This is a genomic window from Clostridium septicum (assembly GCF_003606265.1).
Classification (GTDB): Bacteria; Bacillota; Clostridia; order Clostridiales; family Clostridiaceae; genus Clostridium; species Clostridium septicum.
In genome coordinates this window covers 1,945,280-1,958,525 of sequence record NZ_CP023671.1, presented here as the reverse complement: position 1 = coordinate 1,958,525, position 13,246 = coordinate 1,945,280, and the positions used below count along the sequence as shown (strand labels likewise).

Sequence of the window (13,246 nt, the reverse complement as noted above, 5' to 3'; positions counted from 1 at the left end):
TCATATGCAATTTTCAAAGAACAATGGTGGGTCTAAATGGACTCGAACCATCGACCTCACGCTTATCAGGCGTGCGCTCTAACCAGCTGAGCTATAGACCCATGTGGTGGAGATAAAGAGATTCGAACTCTTGACCCCTTGCGTGCAAGGCAAGTGCTCTCCCAACTGAGCTATACCCCCACATGTTTTGAGGTAAATCCCTCAAAATTGAACAGAAGTTAAGATACCATATCTTTTGAGTTATTACTAGTTAATCATCTTGTTAACTAGATTTCTCCATAGAAAGGAGGTGATCCAGCCGCAGGTTCTCCTACGGCTACCTTGTTACGACTTCACCCCAATCGCTGACCCTACCTTAGGTCGCTGCCTCCTTGCGGTTAGCTCACGAACTTTGGGTATTGCCAACTCTCATGGTGTGACGGGCGGTGTGTACAAGGCCCGGGAACGTATTCACCGCGACATGCTGATTCGCGATTACTAGCAACTCCAGCTTCATGTAGGCGAGTTTCAGCCTACAATCCGAACTGAGACAAGTTTTATAGTTTAGCTCCACCTCGCGGTATTGCATCTCGTTGTACTTGCCATTGTAGCACGTGTGTAGCCCTAGACATAAGGGGCATGATGATTTGACGTCATCCCCACCTTCCTCCCGGTTAACCCGGGCAGTCTCGCTAGAGTGCTCAACTAAATGGTAGCAACTAACAATAAGGGTTGCGCTCGTTGCGGGACTTAACCCAACATCTCACGACACGAGCTGACGACAACCATGCACCACCTGTCATCCTGTCCCCGAAGGGACTTCCTCGATTAAGAGTAATGCAGGAGATGTCAAGTCTAGGTAAGGTTCTTCGCGTTGCTTCGAATTAAACCACATGCTCCGCTGCTTGTGCGGGCCCCCGTCAATTCCTTTGAGTTTTAATCTTGCGACCGTACTCCCCAGGCGGGATACTTAATGTGTTAACGGCGGCACGGAAGGAGTTGATACCTCCCACACCTAGTATCCATCGTTTACGGCGTGGACTACCAGGGTATCTAATCCTGTTTGCTCCCCACGCTTTCGAGCCTCAGCGTCAGTTACAGTCCAGAGAGTCGCCTTCGCCACTGGTGTTCTTCCTAATCTCTACGCATTTCACCGCTACACTAGGAATTCCACTCTCCTCTCCTGCACTCTAGACTTCCAGTTTGAAATGCAGCCCCCAGGTTGAGCCCGGGTATTTCACATCTCACTTAAAAGTCCGCCTACGCTCCCTTTACGCCCAGTAAATCCGGACAACGCTCGCCACCTACGTATTACCGCGGCTGCTGGCACGTAGTTAGCCGTGGCTTCCTCCTCAGGTACCGTCATTATCGTCCCTGAAGACAGAGCTTTACGATCCGAAAACCTTCATCACTCACGCGGCGTTGCTGCATCAGGGTTTCCCCCATTGTGCAATATTCCCCACTGCTGCCTCCCGTAGGAGTCTGGGCCGTGTCTCAGTCCCAATGTGGCCGATCACCCTCTCAGGTCGGCTACGCATCGTCGCCTTGGTGAGCCGTTACCTCACCAACTAGCTAATGCGCCGCGGGCCCATCTTGTAGCGGATTACTCCTTTAATTGCTGCTCCATGCGAAGCTGCAATGTTATGCGGTATTAATCTCCCTTTCGGGAGGCTATTCCCCTCTACAAGGCAGGTTGCCCACGTGTTACTCACCCGTCCGCCGCTAGGTTTGTTTCCGAAGAAACTCCCCTCGCTCGACTTGCATGTGTTAGGCACGCCGCCAGCGTTCGTCCTGAGCCAGGATCAAACTCTCACTAAAAAGTTTAATCTGTTGCTCAAATTACTTTGAGTCTTTTAAGACTCTCAAAAGAATTGCTGGTTATTACTTAACTTTTATTCTGTTCAATTTTCAAAGATCTAACTTCTTGCAATCTCTCGACTGCTTAATCATAATAACATTTAACTTCTTTCTTGTCAACATATTTTTTAACAAATTTTGAAGTTTTGTTTTGTCCTCGTGTTCCCGACGACGCTATTTATAATATCACGATTCTATAAGTTAACCTATTATAAATATATCATTTACTAAGGTTTATTTCTATTTTTCTCATATATACTTATAATTTCTAACTTTTTCTTATAGCGATACACTTGGCACAGTTATCACTTTATATTATAATTTTTCTAAACATTTTAATAGAAAAGCCCGATAATTATATAAGGTTATACCTTTAATAACGACTTATTTTAAAAATTAAGTACTAAAAAAAACAATTTTATTATTTTAGGAGGATTATTATGTTAAAAAAAGCTATACCTTTAGTCTTATTATCTAGTTTTTTCTTAACAGCTTGTTCTGCAGCAGAAAAAGCAAAAAACGAAACTAAAGATAAGAACAATAAAATAGAAATTTCTCAGCCCACTACACCCCCTAATTCCAATTTAACTTTGGTAGATAAATCTATTACATATTCACCATATTTAAATTTAGGAAATCTGATATTTTTCCCAGACAAGGAAAATAACAATAAATTATCAACAACTGAAAAATCTACATCTAATTCCTATGTTCTAAATGATAATATAAAGGATACTTTTAATTATCCTGTTGAATCATTAATTACAATTGATAATTCTATATATTTTTCAAATACATCAGATAACAATAGTTTATACAAATTGGATTATCAACGTAATGAATTTACTAAAGTAAATAATAATTCTGTTTATAATTTAACTTCTCAATCAAAAGAACTTTATTATATAAATAGAACTGATAATAATAAACTTTATCATTATAATTTAGCCAATTCAACTTCATATAGCTTATCAGATGATTCATGTGGTAAATTTATAATAAATGGGAATTCAATACTTTATCAAAACCTTAGTGATGGAGCTAAACTTTATAGCATATCAATAGATGGTAATAATAGAAAGAAGTTAACCGATAACTCTGTAGATAGTTTTACTGTTTATAGTGGACAAATACTTTTTATAAATTCAGATGAAAATAACTCATTATATAAATTAGATGTAAAATCTGAAAGAACTAATAAGATAGCTTCAATTAATGGTACCGAACTTAAAAACTCTAACAATAAATTATATTTTATTAATATAGCCTCAGGCAATAATCTTTGTTCTTTATCTGTTGATTTAAATAAAAATGAAGCAAAAGCTTCTCAAATAACTACAGATTCTATAAATCAATATTATCTTAACGATAATGAAATTTTCTTAGATAAAACCCTAGATGTGAATAAAACTTATGTAATTAAACAGAATTAAAAACAGCCCACTTAGTATATAAGAATCTAAGTGGGCTGTTTTTAATTTATTTTAAATTTTTAACTATTTCTTTAAATTTATTTCCTCTTACTGCAAAGTTAGGAAACATATCAAAAGATGCACACGCTGGTGACAATGTTACTATATCCCCTTCTTTAGCAATTTTTTTAGCTTCTATAACAGCATCATTTAAAGAAGCTACTACTTTAATTGGTATAGTAATACCCTTTTCCATAATTACTTTATCAAAGGCATCTTTAATCATTTCTTTAGTTGCACCTAAAAGTATTAGTTCTTTTATATATGGATATCCTTTTACTGCTAGTGGCTCAAATGGTATATGCTTATCATATCCACCCGCAATTAATATTACCTTCTTTTCAAAAGCAAAAAGACCTGCTAAAGTCCTAGTTGGACTTGATGCTATAGAATCATTGTAATATTTAACTCCATTTAATTCCCTAACTAACTCACATCTATGCTCTACTCCAGCAAATGTTTCCGCTACCTTCTTCATAGTTTCAATGCTAACATCATCTTTAGTTGCAATAAATGAAGCTAAATAATTCTCCACATTGTGCATACCTTTTATTACTATATCATCCTTTTTACATACTTCTTTTCCTTCTAGATATAACCTTCCATCTTTGTAATATGCACCATTTTTTATTTCTCTCTTTGAGCTAAATTCCCTTACCTCACCTTTTGCTTCTTTTTCAAAATTATATGTTATCTCATTTTCTCTATTTACAACTAGTACATTATCTTTATTTTGGTATAAGAATATATTCTTTTTAGCATCTATATATTCATTCATATTTTTATGCATATCAAGGTGATTCGGCGCCAAATTAGTAGCTATAGCTACATCTATAGGTGAATTCATAGTCATAAGTTGGAAACTTGATAATTCCAAAACCACCATATGATCTTCTTTTATTTCTTCTATTTGTGAAAATAATGGAGTTCCTATATTTCCTCCAACCCAAGTCTTATATCCTTCAGCTTCTAGAAGCTTTGATACAATTGTAGTTGTTGTAGTCTTACCATCACTACCTGTAACTCCATAAACCTTACCCTTACAATATCTAACAAACTCCTCCATCTCTGAAGTAATATAGGCTCCTTCATTCTTTATCTTTACTAACGCATTACAGTCTATTCTCATCGATGGAGTTTTAAATACAACATCAAAACCTGTTAAATTATCTAAATATCTTTCTCCAAGTTCTAATTTTATACCTTTTTCTTTAAATTCATTAACTATATCCCCTAATTCTGCTTCACTCTTTTTATCAAAAGCAGTAACAGTAGAACCTAATTTAAATAAAAAATTAATAAGAGGAATATTACTTACACCTATGCCTACAACAGCCACATTTTTTCCTTTTATAAATTCTTTGAACTCTTTAAAGTCTCTTTTCATATATCTTCCTCCAAAAAACTATCTATTCCATTATTATATTAACTCTATTTAAGTCTGTCCCAATTCTTTCTAATTATAACATCTAAATTAGCTAAATACAAAAATCATAGTTTTTTACATATATTTTGTCATATTCTTAATATTTAATTCCATCAGTTTTTTTCCTAATAAAATTTTTTATATTTTATTATTCATCAATTTAATATAAATAAAAAGATAGCCCAGGAAATAATTCCAGGACTATCAAAAATTTAATTAAAATTCTAAGCTCTTCGCTATGAAAGCTTCTAAATCTTCTATCTTAATTCTTTCTTGTTTCATTGTATCTCTATCTCTTATAGTTACAGCATTATCCTCTAAAGTTTCAAAATCTATTGTTATACAATAAGGGGTACCAATTTCATCTTGTCTTCTATATCTTTTACCGATACTTCCTGCATCATCATATTCTAAATTAAACTTTTTACTTAAATCTTCATATACTTCTAAGGCCTTTTCTGATAACTTCTTTGAAAGTGGTAATATAGCTGCCTTATATGGAGCTAATGCTGGATGTAAATGCATTACTGTTCTTATATCTCCACCTTCTAATTCTTCTTCATCATATGCATCAACTAAGAATGCTAAGGCAACTCTATCAGCTCCTAATGATGGCTCTATAACGTATGGTACATATTTTTCATTGTTTGTCGGATCTAGATAGCTCATATCTTGACCTGAATGTTCTTGATGCTTTGTTAAGTCATAGTCAGTTCTATCTGCTATACCCCAAAGTTCTCCCCAACCAAATGGGAATAAATATTCTATATCTGATGTTGCATTTGAATAGAATGATAATTCTTCTTGAGCATGATCTCTCATTCTTAGATTCTGTTCTTTAGCTCCTAAATTCAATAAGAACTTCCAGCAGTAATCTTTCCAATATCCAAACCATTCTAAGTCAGTTCCTGGTTTACAGAAGAATTCTAATTCCATTTGTTCAAATTCTCTCGTTCTAAAAGTAAAGTTTCCTGGTGTTATTTCATTTCTAAAAGACTTACCTATTTGAGCTATACCAAATGGAACTTTTTTTCTTGAACTTCTTTGAACTGATTTAAAGTTTACAAATATACCTTGAGCTGTTTCTGGTCTTAAGTATATTTCATTTTTAGCATCTTCTGTTACACCTTGGAAAGTCTTAAACATTAAATTAAATTTTCTAATGTCTGTATAGTTCATTTTTCCGCACTTAGGACAAACTATATTATTCTTCTCTATATATTCTTTTAATTGCTCATTACTCCAACCATCTGCTGAAGCTACTTCTACACCATTTTCAGTCATATGATCTTCAACTAGTTTATCTGCTCTAAATCTAGCCTTACAATCTTTACAATCCATTAATGGATCAGAAAAACCACCAATATGTCCTGATGCTACCCAAACTTCTTTATTCATTAATATTGCACAGTCTACACCTACATTATATGGACTTTCTTGAACAAATTTTTTCCACCATGCTTTTTTAACGTTATTTTTGAATTCTACTCCTAGTGGACCATAATCCCATGAGTTTGCTAATCCACCATAAATATCTGATCCTGGGAATATGAATCCTCTATTTTTGCAAAGTGCCACGATTTTATCCATAGTCTTTTCTACTGCCATCTTTCATACCTCCAATGTTTTAATATAAAATAAAAAAAGCCCTTAGACCTAAAGGGACGAAATTTCAATTCCGCGGTTCCACCCTTCTTGGCTTGAGCCCAACTTTCTAAATCATTACATTCAAAAGCGCCATTCATTTTAATTTAATAACGATTCACACCAACCATCGTCTCTCTAAAATCAAATTTAAAATTACTCTTCTTCATCATCATGTATATTTACTTATAATAATATTTTATCAAAAGAGCATTATATGTCAAGTAAAACAATAATGTAAAAACTATTGTACCCACCTAAAAAATATAAAAAAGACTTTTATAACAACAGATTTTATATCTACTCTTATAAAAGTCTTTAAATAAAAAAAATGGCTCCGCGAAGAGGATTCGAACCTCCAACCTATCGGTTAACAGCCGAGTGCTCCACCATTGAGCTATCGCGGAATATTTTTTGTAATCAACATATTAAATTTAAATGGCTCCGCGAAGAGGATTCGAACCTCCAACCTATCGGTTAACAGCCGAGTGCTCCACCGTTGAGCTATCGCGGAATATTTTTATAATCAATATATTAAATTTAAATGGCTCCGCGAAGAGGATTCGAACCTCCAACCTATCGGTTAACAGCCGAGTGCTCCACCGTTGAGCTATCGCGGAATATTGAGTACATTAGATATTATAGCACGATTTCATAATATAGCAACCCCTTTTTACAAAAAAATTTAATTTTTTTTTCAAATTATACTACTAAATCAACTATATAACCTAGCTTGAACCCCTTCAACTGCCTAATTATACTATGTTTAAGCTTTATTTATTGATAAAGTAAAATTTAAACACTAATGTTGTTATATATTGTCTTTTAAATAAAAAATAGGCTATATCAAATTAAATGTTAATTCAATTTGATATAGCTCTTTTTATACCTATTTATTTAGTTGAGGTTTCATCGTAGGGAACATTATAACATCTCTTATTGACGCTGAATCAGTTAAGAACATTATAAGTCTATCTATACCTATTCCTAATCCTCCTGTTGGTGGCATACCTGTTTCTAAAGCACTCATGAATTCTTCATCTATCATGTATGCTTCATCATCTCCAAGTTCTCTTTCCTTTTCTTGTTGATTAAATCTATCTCTTTGAACTATTGGATCATTTAATTCTGAGTAAGCATTGCATATTTCTCTACCAAATATGAACCCTTCAAATCTTTCTGTAAACTCTGAATTACCTCTCTTCTTTTTAGTTAAAGGTGAGATTTCTACTGGGTAATCACATATAAATGTTGGTTGAATCATATGCTCTTCTGCATATTCTTCAAATAACATATTTAATACTTCACCCTTAGTTACATACTTAAGATCCTTTTTGAATTCTAAGTTCTTCTCTTTAGCTATAGCTTGAGCTTCTTCATTTGATTTAATTGCATTAAAGTCTACACCTGCATGTTCCTTTACTGCATCAATCATAGTTATTCTTCTCCAAGGAGGTGTAAAGTCTATCTCTGTTCCTTGGTAAGTAACCTTAGTTGTACCATTTACCTTTTCACAAACAGAAGCAACCATATTTTCAGTTATTTCCATCATATCATTATAATCAGCAAAAGCTTGATATAACTCTATCATAGTAAACTCTGGATTATGTCTTACTGACATTCCTTCATTTCTAAATGTTCTTCCAAGATCATAAACTTTCTCTAATCCTGCTACTATACATCTTTTTAAATATAACTCTGGAGCAATTCTTAAATACATATCTATATCTAATGTATTATGATGAGTTATAAATGGCCTAGCAGAAGCTCCACCGGCTATTGTTGATAACATTGGTGTCTCTACTTCTATAAAGCCTTTATTATCTAAGAATTCTCTTATTCCCTTTATAATTTTAGCTCTCTTTATAAAAGTATCCTTAACTTCTGGATTTGTAATTATATCTACTTCTCTTTGTCTATATCTTAAATCTGGGTCTTTTAAACCATGCCACTTTTCTGGTAATGGTTTCAATGACTTACATATTAATTCAAACTCTTTAACTTTAACAGATACTTCACCTGTTCTAGTTTTGAAAACTTCTCCTGTCGCAGCAACCCAATCACCTAAGTCATATGACTTGTATGATTTTAAAGCTTCTTCTCCAACTTCATCTATCTTTATAAATAACTGTATTCTTCCATCTCTATCATGAATGTCTGAAAATACAACTTTACCTTGACCTCTTTTAGACATTATTCTTCCAGCTACAGTTACTATTGATCCTTCTAAATTTTCAAAATCTCCCTTTACTCCTTCTGAAGAATGAGTTCTTTCTACTTTATAAACGTCAAACGGATCCTTATCTTGATTTTGTAACTCTACTAATTTTTCTCTTCTTAATGCTTCTTGTTCACTAAACTGAGATTCTAGCTCTTGTATATTCATTTCCTCAGTTGACATTAATATCCCTCCGTTACTCTCTTCTAATTCCTAGTATTTCAAACTTGTTTACTCCACTTGGAACTGACACTTCTACTATTTCACCAACTTTTTTGCCTATTAAAGCGCTACCAACTGGTGATTCATTTGATATTTTAAAATTCATAGGGTCTGCTTCTGCTGAACCTACTATTGAATATTCTACTTCTTCATCAAACTCATAGTCTTTAACCTTAACTATTGATCCTACTGAAACTTTATCTGTTGGAATTTCTGATTCATCAACAACTGAAGCATTCTTTAACATATTCTCTAATTGAATAATTCTTCCTTCTGTAAATGCTTGCTCATTTTTAGCTTCATCATATTCTGAGTTTTCGCTTAAATCTCCATATCCTAAAGCTACTTTTATTTTTTCTGTTATCTCTTTTCTTTTAACCGTTTTTAAGTATTCTAATTCGTCTTCTAGTTTTTTAACACCTTCATAAGTCATCAAAAATTTCTTTGATTCGCTCATACTGTTCTCCCCTTCAAAATAATTACTACTTTTATTGTAATACCTAACCTAGGTCTGATATTCTTTGAACATTTAAAATATTATAAATCAGTAAGTTTAATATGTCAACAAAGTTAACTCCATATAAAAGTCCTCTAAGTTTAGTTACTTATATATGTATTAACCTTTTAGAGTATATTTATTCTATTATTTACTTTTTAATTCCTAAATATTTTATTTTGACAATTCTTCCTTATACTGATTCAAAAATTCAATTACTTTAGAACTCTCATCAATGGTATTCATTATATTTCTTACTTCACTACTTCTTGGTAAACCTTTTATATACCATGATGCATGCTTTCTCATTTCTCGTACAGCTTTATATTCACCATCGTATTTTATAGCTAATTCATAGTGCCTTAAACACATATTAATTTTCTCTATATCGCTAATTTCTAATAGGTCTTCTCCATTTAGTTTTCTTTGAATTTGTTTGAAAATCCAAGGATTCCCCATGCTTCCCCTTGCTATCATTATACCATCACAATTAGTTATATTCTTCATTTCAAAAGCATCATCAGGAGTAAAAACATCTCCATTTCCTATTACAGGTATATTAACAGCATCTTTAACTTTAGCTATTATATTCCAATCTGCCTTTCCTTCGTACATCTGCCTTTTAGTTCTTCCATGAACTGCAATAGCATCTGCACCCGAAGCTTCTAATATTTTACCAAATTCAACTGCATTAATGCTATCTTCATCCCAACCCTTTCTGAATTTCACAGTAACAGGCTTAGTTGAAACTTTTTTAATGCTTTCAACAATTTTTGCAGCAAGTTTTGGGTCTTTCATAAGTGCAGACCCTTCCCCATTTTTAGTAATTTTAGGGGCAGGACACCCCATATTTATATCTAATATACATATATCTTCTCTATCATTAAAGTACTTTTTTACTATCTCTGCCATTATATCTGGATCATTTCCAAAAATTTGTGCAGCTACAGGACGTTCCTCTTCAGCTATTCTTAATAAACTCTTAGTGTTATCACTTCCATAATATAAAGCTTTAGCACTTACCATTTCAGTATATACTAATCCACATCCCATTTCTTTACAAAGTCCTCTAAAGGATATATCTGTAACGCCTGCCATAGGTGCTAGAAAAACATTATTTTCAAATTCTAGGTTTTTAATTTTCATACTATACTACTCCTTATTCTTTTCGTATATTATTCTTAACCCCTCTAATGTTAAACTAGAATCTACCTTATCAATAACATCAGTCTCATTTGCTACTAAATTAGCTAATCCACCTGTTGCTATTACAAAAGGTTCTTCTGAACCAAGATCCATCATTTCTTTTTTAGTCTTTTTAACTATATATTCAACCTGTCCTATATATCCATAGATTATTCCAGCTTGCATACTTGAAATTGTATTTTTACATATTATATTTTGAGGTACTTCTAACTCTACTCTAGGTAGCTTTGCAGCTCTATCAAATAAAGCATCTGATGATATTTTAACACCAGGAACAATGCATCCTCCAAGATAATTTCCTGATTTAGTTACAGAACAAAATGTTGTTGCTGTTCCAAAATCTATTAGTATTACATCTTTCTTATAGATATCATGTGCAGCTACGGCATTTACAATTCTATCTGCACCAACTTCTTTTGGATTATCATATTTTATATTTATACCTGTCTTAACTCCAGGCCCTACAACTAATGGATTTATTCCAAAGCTTTTCTTTATCATATTTTCTAAAGAGTGCATTATATTTGGTACTACAGATGATATAATTATACCTTTAACTTCTTTTGGATTAAGTTCACTTTGTGTAAACAACTGCATAACTTGTATTCCATATTCATCAGAAGTTTTTTTTGAATCTGTAGAAATTCTCCAACTAACAATATTTTCCCTTTCTTTGTACACACCTAATACTATATTTGTATTACCTACATCTACCAATAAAACCATAAAAGCACCATCCTTAATACAATTAAAAGCAGCCCTAAAGCTGCCTTTATTTTAAGTATTTGTAATCCTTAAAAATTTAACAATTTAATTTTAACAATTACAGAGTATTTGTCAAGTGTTGTAAATTATAGAAATTAAAATAATCCCACTATTTCACCATTATCTAATATATCCATTCTATTAGCTGCTGGCACTTTTGGTAAACCAGGCATAGTCATTACATTTCCATTTAAAGCAACTATAAAACCCGCTCCATTTGATACTCTTATTTCTCTTACTGTTATTTCAAAGTTTTCAGGTCTCCCTAAAAGTGAAGGATTATCTGAAAGAGAGTATTGTGTTTTAGCCATACAAATAGGTAATTTATCCAAACCAAAACTTTCAAGATCTGACATTTGCTTTTTAGCTTCTGGAGTAAAAACCACACCTTTTGCTCCATATATTTCCCTAGCTATAATATTTATTTTATTCTCTATTGTTTCTTTTTCATTGTATATAGGTTTAAAGTTTGACTTTTCATTTTCTAATATATCTGTAACAATATTACCAAGTTCTACTCCACCTTCTCCACCTTTTGCCCATACATCTGATAAAGCTACTTTTACGTTAAGTTTTCCACAAAATTCTTTTATAAACTCTATTTCTTCCACACTATCTGTTAAAAATCTGTTTATAGATACAACAACTGGAACATTAAACTTTTTAATATTTTCAATTTGCTTTTCTAAATTTACTATTCCCTTTTTTAAAGCTTCTACATTAGGAATATTTAACTCTTCCTTTTTAATTCCACCGTGGTGTTTTAATGCTCTTATAGTAGCGACTATAACTACACAATCTGGATTTAATTCTCCATATCTACATTTTATATCTAAGAATTTTTCAGCACCTAAATCTGCTCCAAACCCAGCTTCAGTAATAACTATATCTCCAAGCTTTAAAGCCATTTTTGTAGCTATTATAGAGTTACACCCATGAGCTATATTCGCAAAAGGCCCTCCATGAATTATAGCTGGTGTATTTTCTAATGTTTGAACTAAATTAGGTTTTATTGCATCTTTCATCAATAGTGCCATTGCACCTTGAATTTGTAACTGTTTAGCATATACTGGTTTTCCATCTAAATCATATGCAATAAGTATATTTCCCATTCTCTCTTTAAGATCCTTTAAGCTATTTGATAAACATAATATTGCCATTATCTCTGAGGCTACAGTTATCATAAATCCGTCTTCTCTTAAAAATCCATTTATTTTTCCACCCATTCCAACAACTATATTTCTAAGGGCTCTATCATTCATATCTATAACCCTTTTAAATATAATTCTTCTTGAGTCTATTCTTAAAGTATTTCCCTGATGTATGTGATTATCTATTGCTGCTGATAATAAGTTATTTGCTGAAGTAATAGCATGCATATCTCCAGTAAAATGTAAATTTATATCCTCCATTGGTACTACTTGAGCATATCCACCTCCAGCAGCTCCACCTTTTATACCGAATACTGGTCCTAATGAAGGCTCTCTTAATGCTATAACTGCATTTTTACCCATTTTACATAATGCCTGACCTAATCCAACAGTTACTGTAGACTTTCCTTCTCCAGCTGGTGTGGGATTTATAGCTGTTACTAAAACTAATTTCCCATTCTTTTTATCTTTTCTCTCTTCCAAAATATCTAAAGATAACTTACATTTATATTTCCCATATTGCTCTATACTATCTTCATCTAGATTTAATTTTTTCGCAATTTTTACTATAGGCTCCAATTTTGCTTCTTGTGCTATTTGAATATCGCTTTTCATTAATATCATAACCTCCCACTTAACTAATAATTTATAACTTATTATATCACTAATGGTATTGCATTAAAATAGATTATTCGAATATTTTATAATTTCAATTAATTATTATTCGTATTTTTACCAAAAATATTTTATTTGTTATATAAATATAAAATTATAGTTCGCAATTTAAAAACTTTATAAATCCATTCCTTA

Annotated in this window: 8 protein-coding genes, 5 tRNA genes, 1 rRNA gene and 1 other annotated feature; of the genes, 1 reads left to right on the top strand and 13 read right to left on the bottom strand. The window is 32.5% G+C overall.

Annotated elements, in window-relative coordinates:
• Positions 1–24 precede the first annotated feature (24 nt).
• The 3 genes from CP523_RS08720 to CP523_RS08710 all read right to left on the bottom strand — a co-directional run bounded on the left by CP523_RS08720 (position 25) and on the right by CP523_RS08710 (position 1,797).
• Positions 25–101 (bottom strand) — tRNA-Ile (locus CP523_RS08720).
• A 3-nt stretch (positions 102–104) separates the two neighbouring features.
• Positions 105–180 (bottom strand) — tRNA-Ala (locus CP523_RS08715).
• 102 nt (positions 181–282) lie between these two features.
• Positions 283–1,797: ribosomal RNA gene (locus tag CP523_RS08710) — 16S ribosomal RNA — on the bottom strand.
• Between the two features lie 479 nt (positions 1,798–2,276).
• Here CP523_RS08710 and CP523_RS08705 point away from each other — a divergent pair.
• Entirely contained in the window at positions 2,277–3,269 is a 993-nt protein-coding gene (locus CP523_RS08705) for a DUF5050 domain-containing protein (protein ID WP_083089401.1), read from the top strand.
• Between the two features lie 46 nt (positions 3,270–3,315).
• Here the strand turns inward: CP523_RS08705 and murD are convergent, their stop codons facing one another.
• The 10 genes from murD to CP523_RS08655 form a co-directional block, all read right to left on the bottom strand.
• On the bottom strand, positions 3,316–4,695 hold the full coding sequence (gene murD, locus CP523_RS08700) for a UDP-N-acetylmuramoyl-L-alanine--D-glutamate ligase (protein WP_066674924.1): 1,380 nt from the start codon (positions 4,693–4,695) through the stop codon (positions 3,316–3,318).
• Positions 4,696–4,950: 255 nt separating this feature from the next.
• A complete protein-coding gene (locus CP523_RS08695) occupies positions 4,951–6,342 on the bottom strand; it encodes a glycine--tRNA ligase (protein WP_120140785.1) in 1,392 nt (463 codons plus the stop codon).
• A 49-nt stretch (positions 6,343–6,391) separates the two neighbouring features.
• Positions 6,392–6,560 (bottom strand) — a binding site (T-box leader).
• A 150-nt stretch (positions 6,561–6,710) separates the two neighbouring features.
• A tRNA-Asn gene (locus CP523_RS08690) sits at positions 6,711–6,785 on the bottom strand.
• Positions 6,786–6,817: 32 nt separating this feature from the next.
• A tRNA-Asn gene (locus CP523_RS08685) sits at positions 6,818–6,892 on the bottom strand.
• Positions 6,893–6,923: 31 nt separating this feature from the next.
• Positions 6,924–6,998: transfer RNA gene (locus CP523_RS08680), tRNA-Asn, on the bottom strand.
• Positions 6,999–7,267: 269 nt separating this feature from the next.
• Positions 7,268–8,779: a lysine--tRNA ligase gene (gene lysS / locus CP523_RS08675; RefSeq protein WP_120140784.1), complete on the bottom strand. Its 1,512-nt coding sequence runs from the start codon at positions 8,777–8,779 to the stop codon at positions 7,268–7,270.
• Positions 8,780–8,792: 13 nt separating this feature from the next.
• Complete coding sequence (greA, locus tag CP523_RS08670; RefSeq protein ID WP_066674909.1) at positions 8,793–9,275, bottom strand: transcription elongation factor GreA; 483 nt, start codon at positions 9,273–9,275, stop codon at positions 8,793–8,795.
• A gap of 213 nt (positions 9,276–9,488) precedes the next feature.
• Complete coding sequence (gene dusB, locus CP523_RS08665) at positions 9,489–10,460, bottom strand: tRNA dihydrouridine synthase DusB (RefSeq protein ID WP_066674907.1); 972 nt, start codon at positions 10,458–10,460, stop codon at positions 9,489–9,491.
• A 6-nt stretch (positions 10,461–10,466) separates the two neighbouring features.
• Positions 10,467–11,246: a type III pantothenate kinase gene (locus CP523_RS08660; RefSeq protein ID WP_066674905.1), complete on the bottom strand. Its 780-nt coding sequence runs from the start codon at positions 11,244–11,246 to the stop codon at positions 10,467–10,469.
• A gap of 134 nt (positions 11,247–11,380) precedes the next feature.
• Positions 11,381–13,051, bottom strand: a complete 1,671-nt coding sequence (locus tag CP523_RS08655; protein WP_120140783.1) for a formate--tetrahydrofolate ligase — start codon at positions 13,049–13,051, stop codon at positions 11,381–11,383.
• Positions 13,052–13,246 lie beyond the last annotated feature (195 nt).

Excerpts from the sequence above, each read along its gene's own strand:
- CP523_RS08705 (WP_083089401.1), top strand. The coding sequence starts at position 2,277 with ATGTTAAAAAAAGCTATACCTTTAGTCTTATTATCTAGTTTTTTCTTA.
- murD (WP_066674924.1), bottom strand. The coding sequence starts at position 4,695 with ATGAAAAGAGACTTTAAAGAGTTCAAAGAATTTATAAAAGGAAAAAAT.
- CP523_RS08695 (WP_120140785.1), bottom strand. The coding sequence starts at position 6,342 with ATGGCAGTAGAAAAGACTATGGATAAAATCGTGGCACTTTGCAAAAAT.
- lysS (WP_120140784.1), bottom strand. The coding sequence starts at position 8,779 with ATGTCAACTGAGGAAATGAATATACAAGAGCTAGAATCTCAGTTTAGT.
- greA (WP_066674909.1), bottom strand. The coding sequence starts at position 9,275 with ATGAGCGAATCAAAGAAATTTTTGATGACTTATGAAGGTGTTAAAAAA.
- dusB (WP_066674907.1), bottom strand. The coding sequence starts at position 10,460 with ATGAAAATTAAAAACCTAGAATTTGAAAATAATGTTTTTCTAGCACCT.
- CP523_RS08660 (WP_066674905.1), bottom strand. The coding sequence starts at position 11,246 with ATGGTTTTATTGGTAGATGTAGGTAATACAAATATAGTATTAGGTGTG.
- CP523_RS08655 (WP_120140783.1), bottom strand. The coding sequence starts at position 13,051 with ATGAAAAGCGATATTCAAATAGCACAAGAAGCAAAATTGGAGCCTATA.